Genomic DNA, 15,979 nt, shown 5'->3' with positions numbered 1-15,979 from the left:
TGCCTACCTAGACTTTGACGACACAGCTGAACTGGGCCGCGCGATCTGCCGCGGCGACGCCCCCCCGCCGGTCAGCTGTCGCAGAACAGGAAGGCTACGGCAGCCGGTTTGGTCGAAGGCGATAATGGATCAGTTCGCAGCGCCACCTCGAAGAAGGGAAACAAAGGAACAGGAGGATCTTTTATGTCTGGTATGATATCGGTTGAGCCTAGGCTTCCTCGATACTGTCGGCAAAAGCTGCTGACGAACAATACAGTTGCTTATTATTTCTCACCGCCAAGCTGGGCTCGTCGGCAGGGCTGCGAATTGAGGCCCGAACCTTTAGGGAGCGACTATGCCAATGCCGTCGAGCGGGTCGAGCAGGTCCTCTTACCCGCATTCGAGAGTTGGCGATCGCAAGGACTAAGTGACATAATCCCCGTCTCTCCCGAACCGGGCACGTTCGATTGGCTAGTCGGAGTCTTCCAAGCTCATCAGAAGTGGGCAGAACTCGACAGCAACACCCAACGCTTGTACAGGAGGAGTCTCGAGCTCTTCGCCAGTCATGAGTTGAAGGACGGAAATCGGGCGGGATCAAAGAAACTGTCCGATTTCACGAAAGCCTTCGTAGACGCAGTTTATGGGAAGCTGCTAGTTACTTCAAAAGTCAGCAGCGATGGAGACGTGATCGTCCGGGAGCGTCGCCGCTATGCCAATATGGCTATGGCATGCTGCCGGCGCGCCTGGTTCGTTGGCCAACGTGCCCAAGAAAAGATCGTACCTGCCAGCAATCCATTTTCGCGCATGGGACTAAGGTCTCGTGCGCCTGGGCGACCGATACGGCCGACACCCACGGCTACTTGGGATGAACTTGTCGCCTTCCGAGCTGCCGCAAGGAAGCTTGATTACCGGTCAATCGGAACTGCCGCTCTGCTGGCGTGGGAATGGTTACAGCGCGAACAGCACGTGTTCGGTGCCTTCGACATTTCGCACTATCGCCCGAGCGAACGGCCAAACAGCGTCAGGATCGTGCACCCAAAGAATGGAGAGGAAGCCTGGTGGCCGTTGTTCGACGAAGCTGGAGTCCCTCTATTTCCTGAACTGATGACTGAGCTGGACGAAATCTCGAAGGATTCTACCCCGGGCCTGGTCTTTCGACGTGACCACGCGCATCGCCGGTCAGCAACCCCGCTTCCATGGATTACCCCACGCAAGGACCTGCGTTATCTGCGTAGCGTGGTAAAGGAGATAATTTCGGAAGCTGGCCTTCGCAAGGAACTTTCGTTTGCGTCGTTCCGGCACGGGGGATTCACGGAAGGCGCCGACAGCGACCTCACGGACGCGGAGTTGCGCGCTGCGGGTCGACATCGATCGAGCCGCCAACTACCAACCTACGCCAAACGTACCGGCAAGCAGTTGATCACAGCCACAAAGAAGCGCCGCCAGGAACGGATAAGATCACTTCTTGTTCGATTAAATGCCAACCTTCCCTCTGATTAGCGCGCGTCGCTGGACTCAGACTACCCGCTCGCGATGAAATCCTAACCTACTTTCCCGTCCAGACCGGCTTGCGCTTCTCGCTGAACGCCTTCAGCCCCTCCTTCGCATCCTCAGTCATCGCCAGCAGTGCGATCTGGCTCTCCGTATAGGCGATGCTCTCGTCGAACGACATCGAGGCGATGGCGCGCATGGCGTATTTGCCGCGGCGGATCGCGGTCGGGGATTTGTCAACGATGCGGCCGATCAGCCAGTCGACCTTGGCGTCGAGTTCGGCCGTGGGCACGACGTAGTTGAGCAGACCCGCAGCCTGCGCGGCCTTCGCGTCGAACGGCTCGCCGGTGAGCGCCCATTCGTTGACGAGGCGCGGCGGCGCGATGGACTGCAACAGGCTCAGCACCTGCATCGGGAACACGCCGACCTTCACCTCCGGCAGGCCGAAGATGACGTGATCGGCCGCGACAGCCATGTCGGTCATGCAGAGCAGGCCCATGCCGCCGGCCATGCAGGCGCCGCCCATCCGCGCGATCGCCGGCTTGGTCGCGTTCTGCGACAGGCGCAGCAGGTCGGCATAGTCGACATTCGGCTTGGAATGATCCATCGCGAAGGCCGCGCCGGAATTCTGTAAATCGGCGCCGGCGCAGAACGCCTTGTCGCCCGCCCCCGTCAGCACGATGACACGGACATCCTTGTCGTCATGCGCGTCGCGGTAGCCCTTGGTGATGCCGGCAATGACGTCGCCGTTCAGCGCGTTGCGCTTCTCCGGCCGGTTGATGGTGATCCAGAACGCCTGCCCGCGCTTTTCGGTGATGACGGCTGTAGTGTCGGTCATGGCACGCTCGCTTCCTTGCTCCCGTTTGGCAACCATTTGCGGCAGCTCGAACGACGGGTGCAAGGGCAATCTGTAAGGTCGTGCCGCTTTAGCGCCTCGACACAAATTGGCAGGAAGTCAGCGCGCGAGCGCGCCTGAAGCCAAAGCTGCTTTCCGGATCCAGACCTTGTTGTCGTGGAACGCAGCGCCTCCGATCGGCGCGATCGTGTCGGCGCCGGTCAGGGTGTTGATGCCGCGGCCGCCGATATGATTTTTGTTGGGGTGCACCGACTCCGCGATCAGCACGCCGCGCCGCACGCCCTCGAAAAGCGCGGCCACCAGCGTGGTCTCGCCCCTGGCATTGCCGAGCGTCACCGCATCACCATCGGCGATCTCGAGTGCCGCCGCATCCAGCGGGTGGATCATCACGCTCGCCTTGCCTTCGCGCGCCTGCGAGGACGGCGTCTCGTTGAAGGTGGTATTGAGGAAGCTGCGCGAGGGGCTGGTGGCGAGGCGGAACGGATGAGCCTGGTCGGTGTGCTCGATGACAGCCCAATGGTCGGGCAGATCAGGCATCTTGTCGAAATCGCCCATCGTCCGGCCGAACGGCGGATGCGCCCAATCCGCCTTAAAGTGGAATTTCCTGTCGGCATGGGCAAAGCCGTCGAGATAATGCGAAGTGCGGAAGTCCGGTTGCAGATCACGCCAGATATCGGCTTCGAGGCCGGCGATGTCGCCGTGATCGCTCAGCTTCAGCGTTGCGTCGATCAATTCGCGCGGCGTCATCTCAAAACCGCGATGCGTCGCGTCAAGCCGCGGCGCGAGCGCCTGCAAGACCTGGTGGTTGGAGCGGCATTCGCCGGGCGGGTCGATCAGCTTTGGCCCGACCGAGATGTGCTGGTGACCGCCCCCGTAATAGAGATCGTCGTGCTCCATGAACATGGTTGCCGGCAGCACGATGTCGGCCATCAGCGCCGTCTCGGTCATGAACTGCTCATGCACCGCGACGAACAGGTCCTCGCGGGCAAAACCCTGGCGGACCAGTGCCTGCTCCGGCGCCACCGTCATCGGGTTGGTGTTCTGGATCAGCATCGCCTTGACCGGGCCCTTGCCGAGCAGGGCCTCGGCATCGCCGGTGAGGATCCGGCCGATCTGCGACTGGTCGAGCGCGCGCGTCGTCGTATCGATCGCGTCGTGGGCTTCGATGATGGATTCGTTGAAATGCCAGAGCGCGTAATTGTTGAAGAAGGCGCCGCCGCCTTCATATTGCCAGGCGCCGGTCACCGCGGGAATGCAGAGCGCCGCGTGCATCTGCGTCGCGCCATTGCGCGACCGGGTGAAGCCATAGCCGAGGCGGAAGAAGGTCCGCTGCGTCTCGCCGACCAGTTTCGCGAACGCCTCGATCTCCGCGACCGGCACGCCAGAGATCGCGGAGGCCCATTCCGGCGTCCGCGTCTTCAGATGCGCCTCGAGCTCGGCGGGGCAGTCGGTGTACTTGTCCATGTAGGCGCGGTCAGCGTAGCCGTCGCGGAACAGGACATGCATCACGCCGCAGGCAAAGGCGCCGTCGGTGCCGGGCCGCAGCAGGATCTTGATGTCAGCCTGCTTCATGGTCTCGTTGTCGTAGATATCGACCGCCGCGATTCTGGCACCGCGCTCCTTACGAGCGCGTGCGGCGTGCGTCATCACGTTGACCTGGGTGTTGACGGGATTGGTGCCCCAGATCACCACGAGGTCGGACAGCGCCATCTCGCGCGGGTCGACGCCGGCAATCTTGCCGGTACCGATCGCAAATCCGATGCGCGCGACATTGGCGCAGATGGTCTGATAGAAGCGCGAATATTTCTTCACATGCGTCAGACGGTTGAGCCCGTCGCGCATCACGAGGCCCATCGTGCCGGCGTAGTAGTAAGGCCAGATCGATTCGGCGCCGAACTCGCGCTCGGCCTGATTGAAGCGGTGTCCGATCTCGTCGAGCGCCTCGTCCCAGGAAATCCGCGCGAACTGCCCGGAGCCCTTCGCACCGGTCCGGCGCAGCGGATACATCAGCCTTTCAGGATGATGGATACGCTCGGCATAGCGCGCGACCTTGGCGCAGACGACGCCGGCCGTATAGGTCTGCTTCTTCGAACCGCGGACGCGTCCGATGCTGCGTCCCTCGACCACCTCGATATCGAGCGCGCAGGCCGACGGGCAATCATGCGGACAGGTCGAATGGCGAATTTCGATCTTGTTTTCGATCTTGTTTTCGAACTTGGCGTGCTGGTTCATGTCCCAGTTCGTAACACCAAAATACCAGCCCGCCGAGAGCATTTTGCCGGCATTTCCCATGCGAATTGCTCAAGGCGCATGCGCGGCCGGTTCCTGCCGCGACCGCAAAATCGGGCGGGATCACACCGAAGGCCGCCGGATATTCCGGCGATGGCCGGTTTTGTGAGGCGTCGACAGTCCGCCTCCCCTGCCGTTACAGTGCCGGCCAACAAAACGACATCAGGGAGGTGGGCATGGTAGCCCGACGTCTTATGCCGGCGCTGGCCGCCGGCGTGCTTGCCGCAGTCTCCGCGGCCCCCTCCCTTGCGCAAGACTATCCCAACCACGCGGTCCGGATCGTCGTCCCCTTCGGCGCCGGGGGGCCGGCCGATGTCGCGGCCCGGCTAATCGGCAACGTGCTCCAGGACAGCTTTGGCCAGCCCTTCGTGATCGAGAACCGCACCGGTGCGGGCGGCGTCATCGGCACGGTGGAGGCGGCGAAATCGCCGGCCGACGGCTACACGCTGCTGATGATGTCCAACACCCAGACCGCGAACGAATCGCTGCTGACACCTGACAAGCGCAAATACGAGCTGATGCGTGACCTTGCGCCGATCGCACCGGTCAACTATTCCGATCTCGTCATCGTGGTGAACCCGCAAATCCAGGCGACGACGCTGGCGGACTTCATCGCACTCGCCAAAGCGCAGCCGGGCAAGCTGAACTACGCCTCCTCCGGCCAGGGCACGCCCTATCACATGGCCGGCGAGCTGTTCAAAGCCATGGCCGGCATCGACGTGGTCCATGTGCCCTACCGCAACAGCGGCGAGGCGCGCAGCGGCGTGATCGGCGGGCAGGTGCAGATGATGATCGATGCCGTCCCGGCAATGGCGCCGAACATCGGCGAGAACCAGGTCCGTGCGCTCGCGACCACCGGCAAGCAGCGCTCCGCGGTGCTGCCGAAGGTGCCGACCGCGAGTGAAGCCGGTGTCGCCGGCTATGAGGCGACGATCTGGCTCGGCCTGATGGCGCCGGCGGGCACGCCGAAGCCCATCATCGACAAGCTCAATGCCGCCGTGAACGCAATGGTGAAGCGGCCCGACATCGTCAAGCTCTGGACCGAACAGGGTGCCGTGCCCATGTCGATGACGCCGGAGGAGTTCGAAAAGTTCCTGCGCGGCGACATCGAGAAATGGGCCGACGTCGTCAAGAAGTTCGACAAGTCGTAAGGCTGCGGATCGAGAATGTCTGTGATTGAATTCCAGTTGAACGGAACGGCGATGGCCGTCGACATCGATCCCGATCGAACGCTGCTCGACGTGCTGCGCGGCCGGCTCGGCGTCACCAGTGCGCATTTCGGCTGCGGAGCCGGTGAATGCGGGGCCTGCCACGTCATGGTCGATGGCCGCGCGATGACGTCCTGCGACATGCCGATGTGGTCGGTGGCAGACAAGGATGTCGTCACGGTCGAGGGCCTCGGCACGGCGGACGCGCCGCACCCGCTGCAACGCGCCTTCATCTCCGAGCAGGCGATGCAATGCGGCTATTGCGTCTCCGGGATTTTGATCAGCGCGGCGGCGCTGCTGAAGCACAATCTCTCGCCGACGGAGGCTGAGGTCAGAACGGCGCTCGATCGCAATCTCTGCCGCTGCGGATCGCACAACCGCATGGTGCGCGCCGTGCTGCGGGCAGCCTCGGAGATGGCGGCATCATGAGCGCGCCATCCCCTGCCCCGCAACTGCCGGCCAGCCTGGCGGCCAATCCACGGCTCTCGTCCTGGGTGACATTCACCGGCGAAGGCCGCGTGGCGATCTCACCCGGCAAGGTCGAGATCGGCCAGGGCATCGTCACGGCCCTGGCCCAGATCGCCGCGGACGAGCTGGATGTCGATGTTGGCCGGATCGAGATGATCCGCGCCTCGACCGCGATAAGCCCGAATGAAGGCGTCACCTCGGGCAGCCTGTCGATCCAGCAATCCGGCCGCGCGCTGCGGCACGCCTGTGCCGAGGTGCGCCAGCGCTTCCTGGCTGCTGCATCGGAGCGTCTCGGTGTCGATGCGGCATTACTTAATATCGATGACGGCGAGATCTCGGGTCCCGGCAATGTCAGGACCAGCTATTGGGAGCTGGCCGGCGATGTCTCGCTCGACCACGACGCCACCATAGGCGCAATCGCGAAGAGCATTGCCGAGCGCGCCGTCGCCGGACATTCGGCCCAGCGGGTCGATATTCCCGACAAGGTATTCGCACGGCCACGTTTCATCCACGACCTTGCACTGCCAGGGCTGGTGCATGGACGCGTGCTGCGGCCGGACGTTCCGGGCGGGAGGCTGACGGCGCTCGACCAAGATGCCACGCGCGCCATTCCTGGGCTCATCGCGATCATTCGCGATGGCGGCTTTGCCGGCGTGGTCGCTGACAGCGAGGCAGCGGCGAAAGCCGCATTAAAGACTTTGCGCAAGGGCGCGCATTGGTCGGCGGGCCAGCCCCTGCCTGATGAAGATGATCTCGCCGGCTTCCTGAAGAGCCAGCCTGTCGAAACGACCGTCATTGACACCAAGGCCGCAGCGACAACGCACAAACCGGTCAAAACCCTGCGGCGACAATATACGCGCCCTTACATCGCCCATGCCTCGATCGCGCCGTCCTGTGCGATCGCACAATGGACCGGTGATCGTGTCCATGTCTGGACGCACAGCCAGGGCGTCTACCTGCTGCGCGCAGATCTCGCGATCGTGCTGAAGCTTCCGGCCGAAAACATCGTCGTCGAGCACATGGAGGGCGCCGGTTGCTATGGGCACAATGCGGCCGATGACGTCGCGCTCGATGCCGCGCTGCTGGCGAAAGGAGCCGGCGGCCGTCCGGTGCGGGTGCAGTGGTCGCGCCACGACGAGATGTCCCACGCACCGTTCGGCGCCGCCATGGCGATCGAGATCGAGGCCGATCTGGATGCGGACGACGAGATCGTCGGCTGGCGCCATGTGATCTGGAGCAACGGCCACGCGGCGCGGCCCGGGCGTGCGGCCCAGCCCGCGCTGCTTGCGGCAAGCGAGATCGAGAACCCCTACCCGCGCATGATCTCGACCAACCCGCCGGCCGCCAATGGCGGCGGCGGCGACCGCAACTCCGTTCCGCTTTATGACCTGCCGGCCTGGGCGATCACGAGCCACCGGCTGCTGACTATGCCGGTCCGCACCTCGGCGCTGCGGACCTTGGGAGGACAAGGCAATGTGTTCGCGATCGAGTCCATGCTCGACGAGATCGCGACCCTGCGCGGCGAGGACCCGGTCGCGTTTCGCCTGCGTCACCTGCGCGACGAGCGCGCGAAGGACATCATCCGCACCGCGGCGCGGCGCGCAGCGTGGAAGCCGGAGAAACGAGCCGGCATCGGTCACGGCGTCGGCTTTGCCCGCTACAAGAATACGGGCGCCTATTGTGCCGCGATCGCGGAGATCGAAGGTGCAGACGACATCCGAGTCAGGCGGCTGACGCTCGCGGTCGATGTCGGCGAGGTCATCAATCCGGACGGCGTCATCAATCAGATCGAGGGCGGCGCGATCCAGGCGACGAGCTGGGTGCTGAAGGAGCGCGTCCGCTTCGACCGAACCCACATTACGTCGACGTCCTGGACGGACTATCCGATCCTGAGGTTCAGCGAGGTGCCGGCGGTAGATGTCGAGATCATCCAGCGGCCGGAGATCGAACCGGTCGGTGCCGGCGAGGCCGCGCACGGGCCGGTGACGGCTGCGATCGCGAATGCGATCTATGATTGCCTCGGCGTTCGCGTGCGAGACCTGCCCTTCACGCGCGACAAGATCATCGCAGCCATGGAGCTTGCATCGTGACGACACTGACCATCTTGAGCGGCGGCGCGGCCCAAGGCCTGGTGCGCGGCCTCACTGACGCCTTCAAGGCGCGGACCGGCCTTAGTATCGACGGCTCGTTCGGCGCGGTCGGAATTATGGCCGACAAGCTGCGCGCGGGCACATCGGCCGACCTCGTCATCCTGACGCAGGCGCTGCTCGCGAAGCTTGACGCGGAGAAGCTGGTCGTCCCCTCCTCGATCGCTGATATCGGCAAGGTCGAGACCGCGCTGGCGGTCCGCAGCCGAGATCCGAGAGTGACGGTGCAGAACGAGGCAGATTTGCGCGAGGTCCTGCGCTCTGCGGATGCCATCTACGTTCCCGACACCAAGGCATCGACCGCAGGGCAGCACGTCGCCAAAGTGCTGGACCAGCTCGGCATTGCCTATGAGGTCGCCTCGCGCCTAAAGATCTTTCCGAACGGCGCGACCGCAATGCGGGAGCTTGCCGCCTCCACCGCGACGCGGCCGATCGGATGTACCCAGGCCACCGAGATCATCGCGACCGACGGCATCGCACTCTCAGGCTCGCTGCCACCCGGCTGCGAGCTCGTGACGATGTACACGGCCGGCGTGACTGCGCGGGCTGCGCATCCGAAGGAGGCTGCGGCCCTGATCGCGCTGCTGACCGGCGTAGAGCATAGGAATCTGCGCCAGCGCGTGGGCTTTGCCGGCTAGATGCGAATGACCGCCCTATTTGTGCAATTGGGTGAGACCGGTGGGCGGGCCGTCGACCGCGGTCCAGCCGCCGTCGACGAACAATGTGCTGCCGCTGACATAGCTCGCGGCATCCGAGGCGAGATAGGCAACGGCGGTCGCAACCTCGTCGGCGCTGCTCCAGCGGTTGAACACGGTGTGGCCGGCATAGAGATTATAGATATCCGGCCGCTGCTTGAACGGGCCGGTCAGCGCGGTCTCGGCAATGCTGGGGGCGATCGCGTTGACGCGCACGCCGGCATGGCCGACCTCGGAGGCAAAGCCCTTCACCAAAAGGCCGATCGCCGCCTTGGTCGAGCCGTAGACACCAAGGCCGGGCTCGATGGTCACCGCGCGCACCGAGGAGCAAGCGATGATGCTGCCGCCCTTCTGCGCCACCATGATGCGGCCGAAGGCCTGGAAGAACCACACCGTGCCCTTGACGTTGAGGTTGAGGACCCGGTCGAGATCTTCCTCGGTATAATCGAGAATGGTCTTGCGGATGTTGAGCCCGGGCGTCGTCACGGCGATGTCGAGCCGCGAGAATTTCTGCATCACGATCTTGGCGAGCGCGTTAACGTCCCCAGCGCTCGCCGCATCACACGCGGCAGCTTCAGCCCAGCCGCCCTTGTCGCGAATGCCGGCGGCGGTCGCCTCCGCCGCGTCAAGCGCACGATCGGCGCAGACGATTCGGGCCCCGAGCCCCGCCAGCGCCTCGGCCGACGATTTGCCGATGCCCGAGGCGGCGCCGAGCACGACGGCCGTCTTGCCGGTGAGATCGAAGAGCTTGCGATAGTCAGTCACGGACGGAGTCTCCCTGTGTTGCTGCTATCCCTTGTAACCCATCAGCAGACGGGGCAGCCACAGCGAGAATGCGGGGACGTAGGTCACGAACATCAGGGCTGCGATCAGCGCGGCGTAGAACGGCAGGATGGTGCGCATCACCGCGCCGACAGAGATGCCGCCGATGGCGCAGCCGACGAACTGCGTCGTTCCGACCGGCGGGGTGTTCAGCCCCAGCGCGCAGTTGATCAGCATCAGCATGCCGAACTGCACGGGGTCCATGCCTGCCTTCATCGCGATCGGCAGGAAGATCGGCGTGCAGATCAGGATCGTCGCGGCCATGTCCATGAACGTGCCGAGCACGAACAGGATGATGTTGATCAGCAGGAAGATCATCCAGGGCTGCGTCGACACCTTGCTCATGAGGTCGCCGGCGAAATCGGCGACTTCGTAGAGGCCCATCAGATACTGGAACATGGTGGAGACACCGATCAGCAGCAGCACCACGCCAGTGGTCTTCACAGCTTTCGCAGCTGCGCGCAGGAAGTTCGGCAGCGTCATGGTGCGGTAGATGAAGAACGTCAGCAGGATCGTGTAGGTGACCGCGACGGCTGCGGATTCGGTCGCCGTGAAGACACCGGACAGGATGCCCGCAAGGATAATGCCGACGATCAGAAGGCCCGGCAGTGCGGCCGCAAGAGAGCGGAACACCTCGGCCCAGCCCGGGAACTTGCCCGCGGGATAGCCGCGCTTCACGGCCACCGCGTAGGCCGCAACCAGCATGCACACCATCAGCACCAGCGCCGGCAGCAGACCGGCCGCGATGAGCGCGCCGATCGAGACTTTGCCGCCGGCGGCGAGCGCATAGATGATCATGTTGTGGCTGGTCGGCATCAAGGCTCCGACCAGGGAGGCATGGGTGGTGACGTTGACGGCGTAGTCGGTGTCGAACCCTTCCTTCTTCATCATCGGGATCATCACCGCGCCCATCGCGGAGACGTCGGCGACAGGCGAGCCGGACACGCCGCCGAACAGCGTGCAGGCGACCACGTTCGACATGCCGAGTCCGCCGCGGATGTGCCCGACGAGGTTCTTGGCGAGCTGCACGATCTTGTCGGCGACGCCGCCATGCAGCATCAGCTCGCCGCTGAAGACGAAGAACGGAATGGCCAGGAACGAGAAGATGTTCATCCCCGACATCATCTGCTGGAAGATGACGGCGACCGGCAGGCCTTCGTAGAGGATGGTGCAGATCGCCGAGAGGCCGATCGCGAAGGCGACCGGGACGCCAAGGATCAGGAAGCCGAAGAACGTGGCGCCGAGGATGATCAGTTCCATGAGGGGACGACCTCTTCGCCGCGCAGGAGAGCAATGATGTGCTCGATCGAGAAGGAGACGATCAGGACGCCGGAGGCGATCAGCGGCACGTAGCGGATCACTTCGGGCAGGCCGAGATTGGGAATTTTTACGGTTCCGACCGAGGCACCGAGGATCCAGCCGTTATAGGCCATCGCGATGCCGAACACGGCGACGAGGACGTGGATCAGGAGCTCGATCTTCTCGCGAACATGGTCCGGCAGCATCACCAGCAGACTGTCCATGCCGATATGTCCGGCGTCGCGGACGCCGACAGCAGCGCCGATCAGCGTGACATAGAGGATCAGAACCAGCGCAAGATTCTCGGTCCAGGTCGGGCTGGAGTTGAGCACGTACCGTCCGAACACCTGATAGAAGACGATGGTGACGATGACGAGCAGCCCCGTCACTGACAGATACATGCCGAGGCGCGCGACGACGGCATTGATCCGCGACAGCAAGCCGGTCGACGAGCGTCCGGCGGCCTCCTGCTCGTGGCTGGCAACATGTGGGTCTGTCATCCCGCGCCTCCTCCCACGGATCCGATGTCGCTTCGCAGCGACGCCGGACCCGATCCCGCTGCTCTTACTTGGTGTCCTGGATACGCTTGACGAGGCTCTTCAGCTTCTCGTCACCGGCGAACTTGTCGTACACCGGCTTCATCGCATCGACGAACTCCTGCTTGTTGGCGATCGTCACGACCTGGACGCCGGCCGCCTCGACGGTCTTGCGGGAGGCCTGCTCACGCTCGTCCCAGAGCTTGCGCATGACGGGCACCGACTCCTTGGCCGCCTTGCGGATCATCGCCTGATCATCCTTGCTCAGCGTATCCCAGACCGTCTTGGACATCACGAGAACCTCGGGCGCCAGCGAGTGCTCGGTGACGTTATAGAACTTGGCGGCCTCGAAGTGGCGTGAGGACTCGTAAGAGGGCCAGTTGTTCTCGGCGGCGTCCACGAGGCCGGTCTTGAGCGCAGTGTAGACCTCGCCATAAGGCATCGGCGTCGCGTTGGCCCCGAGGCTCTGGATCATGCCGACCCACAAATCGGATTGCTGGACGCGGATCTTCAGGCCCTTGAGGTCGGCGAGCGACTTGACTGGAGCCTTGACGGTGTAGATGGACCGGGCGCCGCTGTCGTAATAGGCAAGGCCGATCAGGCCTGCGGGCGCCATGGCCGCCAGGATCTCATCCCCGATCGGTCCGTCGAGGACGGTGCGCATATGCTGCGTGTCGCGGAACACGAAGGGCAGGCACAACGCGATGGTCTCGGGCACGAAGTTGTTCAGTGGCGAGGCGTTGATGCGCATCATGTCGAGCGCGCCGATCTTGAGCTGCTCGATGGTGTCCTTCTCGGAGCCCAGGGCGCCGTTGGGGAACACCTTCACGCCGAGCTTGCCGCCGCTCGCCGCCGCGAGCTGCTTGCCCATGAACTTGACCGCTTCGACGGTCGGATAATCGGCGGGGTGGATGTCGGCGGAGCGGAAATCGCGTGCGGTCGCCAGGGGCGCTGAGATCGCCAGCAGAGCGGCTGCAATGATACTGGTGAGTGTCTTCATCGAGGCTTCCTCCTGAGGTGATTATGTTATTGGGCAGATGCTGCGGGCCGCCTTGGGTCGCTCCACTTCCGGTGTGAAGTCAAGCGCCAATGTCGTCCCTAGGGCGGGCGGCATTCTCTGTCCAAGCCAAATGCGGCATCGATCAATGCTGGAGTTGCATTGATCGGTCCCCACCCGTTCGGGACCGCAACCGACATTGGCTACCGTTTGTCCGAATAGGTCCACACCGGCGCGTGATTTGACGCCATTGGCAGCGCCTGCCCAAAATGCGACGCAACAAAACATCGCGAGGAAACGCCATGCCGCGGAAGCTGATCGATATTTCCGTGCCGCTTCGAAACGACGTGACCGCCGATCCGCCGGGCAATCATCCGACGATCCAGTATATCGATCACAGCCAAGGCCTGCCGCGCATGCTGCAGTTCTTCGACGGCCTCAAGGCGCAGGATCTGCCCGACGGACAGGGCTGGGCGGTCGAGCAGGTCTCGCTGTCGACGCACAACGGCACGCATCTCGACGCGCCCTGGCACTTCCATCCAACCATGAATCGCGGCGAGCGATCGTGGACGATCGACGAGGTCCCGTTGGAATGGTGCTTTCAGCCCGGCGTCAAGCTGGACTTCCGGCATCTGCCCGACGGCTATGTCGCCAGCGCCGCCGATGTCGAGACGGAGCTGAAGCGGATCGGACACACGCTGTCGCCGCTGGAGATCGTCGTCGTCAACACCAGTGCCGGTGCCAAATTCGGCCAGGCCGACTACGTCAATTCCGGCTGCGGCATGGGCTATGAAGCCACCATGTATTTGCTCGAACGCGGCGTGCGGCTGACCGGCACCGACGGCTGGAGCTGGGATGCGCCGTTCGTCTACACCGCCCGGAAATATGCGGAAACAAAAAATGCCGGACTGATCTGGGAGGGCCACAAGGCGGGCCGGCACATCGGCTATTGCCATCTCGAGAAATTGCACAATCTCGACAAGCTGCCATCGACCGGATTCACGGTCTCATGTTTTCCGGTGAAGATCGAACGCGCCTCCGCGGGCTGGACCCGGGCGGTCGCCATCATCGACAGCTAGCGACAAGGGCTCACTCGCCGTCGAGGCCGCTCTCGGCGAGTTCACGCAGCGCGTCGGTATCGAGAACGACGATGGCGCCGTGCTCGAGACGAACCCAGTTGCGTCCGGCCCAGACGCGCAATTGCTTGTTGATGCTTTCGCGCGTCATCCCCACCATCTCGCTGATCTCCTGCTGCGTGATGGCGAGCGTGCCGCTGCCGGAGTCGAGCTTGCGCTCTTCGGTGAGACCGAGCAAAGCGCTGGCGAGCCGGCCCGGGAGGTTTTGCAGGATCACCTGCTCGACCTGCTGGCTGGTCCAGCGCAGGCGCGCGCAGAGCAGCTCGATGAATTTCATGGCAAGCGCCGGCTGGCTCTTCACGAACGGAAGAAAGTCGCGGCGGTCGATGATGTAGAGCTCGCAATTGGTATTGGCGGTCGCATCAGCCGAACGCGGCGCACCATCGAGGACGGCGATCTCGCCGAAGATTTCTCCGGGACCGATCAGATTGAGAATGGCATTCCGCCCATCGGGCGACGAAGAGGAGATCTTCACCGTTCCCGTGATCACCGCGAACAGATTGTTGCCGGGATCGCCCTTGGCGGCAATCGTCGCACCGCGCTTCACCGTGGCGTGTTTGGCATAGCGGCAAAGCTGGTCAAGCGCCTCCGGCTCCAGATCCGCGAAGATCGGGTGCTTACGCAGGACCGATAATTTGTTACCCGCCGACTGTCGGGGGTCGCCGGTCTTGTCCTGAGGCACGCCGCTGGGCTCCTAAGACTGCGAGGCACTGCTGTTCCTGCGTAGTCAGTGTTAGCAGGCTTTTCAACCGGAAAGCATGCACACGGTTTGAGCCAAATACGGCGAAAATGCCGCGGTCAGGCGCGAGGCCGCACCCGGAAGATGCGCCAATGCGTCTCCGTCGATGCAGAGTTGCAGCCCTCGCGCGGCATCTTACGCTGAGGCGCTGAGGCGCTGCCGAGCGACCACGGGCTTACCGGAGAACGCAAGCGGTGCTGAACCGCTAATAGGGAAGGGTCTCAGGAGCTTTTGCGCCCGGCGCCCGAATCGAGCCGGCCTGGGCTGGTTTGCCGGTCTGCCCAGGCTAGAACCCCGGCGAATGCGACAAAGATAGCCACGACGATGATCGTCACCAGCAGCGCGTCGGTCGGCATGATGCCCTCCCCTGATTATTTTGGGCACTATGGGCGACGGGCGCCGGGCGGCATTGATCGGGATCAAAATTTAGGAGTGTGGGGGCCGGGTCAGGCTTCAGGGCGCCGCCAGGGTCTCGACCTTGACCGGGTCGAGTAGGCTGATGCCGCCATGGATGATCTCGATCGCTCCGCGGCGCTCCAGCTTGGTGAAGGTGCGGCTGACGGTTTCGATGGTCAGGCCGAGGTAGTCGGCAATGTCCTGGCGGCTCATCGGCAACGGAACGGTGTTCGACGCCCCCTCGAGCGAGACCAGACGCTCGCGCCAGCCGAGCAGAAAGGTCGCGACCTTCTCGTCCGCGGAGCGGCGGCCGAGCAGAACCATGTGGTCGCGCGCCTGGCTCAGCTCGCGAATGGCCAGCTCGTTGATTCGCCGGAGCAGATGCGGCCGATCCTCGATGAAACGGTTGAACGGCACCTTTGCGAACTGGCACACGGTGACGCCGCCGATCGCATCGGCCGAGAAATTGTGGCGGCCGGACAAATTCATCCCCAGGAAATCGCCAGGCAGCGCGAACCCGACAATCTGCCGCCGACCATCGGGCAGCAGCTTGTACAGCCGCATGACGCCTTCAAGGACGTTGTAGAAGGAAGTCGTGATGTCCTCCTCGGAGAACACGGTCTCGCCCGCGTCGAAATGGACGCGGCGCCCGAGATGCTCGAACTCCCTGAGTTCGGCCGCATCCAGCGACGCACAGACCGCCGATCCGCGTACGGCGCAATCGCTACAGAAATGCCCGCTCGGTTCAATCGTGACCATCGAAGGCTTCATCCACCGCTCCAAGCGCCGGCCGCCCTGCATCAGGCAAAATCTACCGCGCCGGCTGCATTTTACTGCACCGCGCCAAAGCCAGTTGACCCAGATCAATTTTGCCCGACATCCCCGACTTATTCTGCGTCCAGAGTTCGAGGGGATCGCTTT

General features: G+C 63.6%; 15 protein-coding genes. 6 read left to right on the top strand and 9 right to left on the bottom strand.

From position 1 onward, the window contains the following. Window positions 1-183 precede the first annotated feature (183 nt). Entirely contained in the window at window positions 184-1,479 is a 1,296-nt protein-coding gene (locus HYH08_RS11645) for a site-specific integrase (RefSeq protein WP_220009932.1), read from the top strand. A 46-nt stretch (window positions 1,480-1,525) separates the two neighbouring features. On the opposite strand, the gene HYH08_RS11640 is transcribed toward HYH08_RS11645, so the two are convergent. Beyond that, window positions 1,526-2,308 carry an enoyl-CoA hydratase/isomerase family protein gene (locus tag HYH08_RS11640; protein ID WP_220009931.1) on the bottom strand — a complete coding sequence of 261 codons (783 nt, stop codon included), beginning with the start codon at window positions 2,306-2,308 and terminating at the stop codon, window positions 1,526-1,528. 117 nt (window positions 2,309-2,425) lie between these two features. Next, window positions 2,426-4,558, bottom strand: coding sequence for a molybdopterin oxidoreductase family protein (locus tag HYH08_RS11635; RefSeq protein WP_220010126.1), 2,133 nt, complete (start codon window positions 4,556-4,558; stop codon window positions 2,426-2,428). A gap of 233 nt (window positions 4,559-4,791) precedes the next feature. Between HYH08_RS11635 and HYH08_RS11630 the strand changes: the two genes are divergently transcribed. From HYH08_RS11630 to HYH08_RS11615, 4 genes are read left to right on the top strand one after another with little or no spacing between them, the layout of a single operon-like run. Next, entirely contained in the window at window positions 4,792-5,766 is a 975-nt protein-coding gene (locus HYH08_RS11630) for a tripartite tricarboxylate transporter substrate binding protein (RefSeq protein ID WP_220009930.1), read from the top strand. 15 nt (window positions 5,767-5,781) lie between these two features. Next, a complete protein-coding gene (locus HYH08_RS11625) occupies window positions 5,782-6,252 on the top strand; it encodes a (2Fe-2S)-binding protein (protein ID WP_220009929.1) in 471 nt (156 codons plus the stop codon). Beyond that, window positions 6,249-8,381 (top strand): xanthine dehydrogenase family protein molybdopterin-binding subunit, encoded by a 2,133-nt coding sequence (locus HYH08_RS11620; protein ID WP_220009928.1) that lies wholly within the window; start codon window positions 6,249-6,251, stop codon window positions 8,379-8,381. Before HYH08_RS11625 ends, HYH08_RS11620 begins: the two co-directional genes overlap by 4 nt. Beyond that, on the top strand, window positions 8,378-9,076 hold the full coding sequence (locus tag HYH08_RS11615) for a molybdate ABC transporter substrate-binding protein (RefSeq protein ID WP_220009927.1): 699 nt from the start codon (window positions 8,378-8,380) through the stop codon (window positions 9,074-9,076). Before HYH08_RS11620 ends, HYH08_RS11615 begins: the two co-directional genes overlap by 4 nt. Before the next feature lie 15 nt (window positions 9,077-9,091). Here HYH08_RS11615 and HYH08_RS11610 read toward each other — a convergent pair whose 3' ends face one another. The 4 genes from HYH08_RS11610 to HYH08_RS11595 all read right to left on the bottom strand — a co-directional run bounded on the left by HYH08_RS11610 (window position 9,092) and on the right by HYH08_RS11595 (window position 12,790). After that, on the bottom strand, window positions 9,092-9,898 hold the full coding sequence (locus HYH08_RS11610; protein ID WP_220009926.1) for an SDR family NAD(P)-dependent oxidoreductase: 807 nt from the start codon (window positions 9,896-9,898) through the stop codon (window positions 9,092-9,094). Between the two features lie 24 nt (window positions 9,899-9,922). Beyond that, entirely contained in the window at window positions 9,923-11,215 is a 1,293-nt protein-coding gene (locus HYH08_RS11605) for a TRAP transporter large permease (protein WP_220009925.1), read from the bottom strand. Continuing rightward, window positions 11,206-11,754: a TRAP transporter small permease gene (locus HYH08_RS11600; RefSeq protein WP_220009924.1), complete on the bottom strand. Its 549-nt coding sequence runs from the start codon at window positions 11,752-11,754 to the stop codon at window positions 11,206-11,208. The genes HYH08_RS11605 and HYH08_RS11600 overlap by 10 nt, the downstream gene beginning before the upstream one ends. A 64-nt stretch (window positions 11,755-11,818) precedes the next feature. Then, window positions 11,819-12,790, bottom strand: a complete 972-nt coding sequence (locus tag HYH08_RS11595; RefSeq protein ID WP_220009923.1) for a TRAP transporter substrate-binding protein — start codon at window positions 12,788-12,790, stop codon at window positions 11,819-11,821. A gap of 299 nt (window positions 12,791-13,089) precedes the next feature. Here HYH08_RS11595 and HYH08_RS11590 point away from each other — a divergent pair, with 299 nt between their 5' ends. Then, complete coding sequence (locus HYH08_RS11590; protein ID WP_220009922.1) at window positions 13,090-13,866, top strand: cyclase family protein; 777 nt, start codon at window positions 13,090-13,092, stop codon at window positions 13,864-13,866. Window positions 13,867-13,876: 10 nt separating this feature from the next. Here the strand turns inward: HYH08_RS11590 and HYH08_RS11585 are convergent, their stop codons facing one another. The 3 genes from HYH08_RS11585 to HYH08_RS11580 all read right to left on the bottom strand — a co-directional run bounded on the left by HYH08_RS11585 (window position 13,877) and on the right by HYH08_RS11580 (window position 15,829). Continuing rightward, the gene (locus HYH08_RS11585) at window positions 13,877-14,605 is read right to left on the bottom strand and encodes a Crp/Fnr family transcriptional regulator (protein WP_220009921.1); all 729 of its coding nucleotides are present in this window, start codon (window positions 14,603-14,605) and stop codon (window positions 13,877-13,879) included. 278 nt (window positions 14,606-14,883) lie between these two features. Next, window positions 14,884-15,018 (bottom strand): hypothetical protein, encoded by a 135-nt coding sequence (locus HYH08_RS37670; protein ID WP_283844124.1) that lies wholly within the window; start codon window positions 15,016-15,018, stop codon window positions 14,884-14,886. A 97-nt stretch (window positions 15,019-15,115) separates the two neighbouring features. Further along, the gene (locus tag HYH08_RS11580; protein WP_220010125.1) at window positions 15,116-15,829 is read right to left on the bottom strand and encodes a helix-turn-helix domain-containing protein; all 714 of its coding nucleotides are present in this window, start codon (window positions 15,827-15,829) and stop codon (window positions 15,116-15,118) included. Window positions 15,830-15,979 lie beyond the last annotated feature (150 nt).

Source organism: Bradyrhizobium sp. BR 10289 (assembly GCF_019455385.1).
GTDB lineage: Bacteria > Pseudomonadota > Alphaproteobacteria > Rhizobiales > Xanthobacteraceae > Bradyrhizobium.
This window is presented reverse-complemented; position numbering and strand designations above follow the sequence as displayed.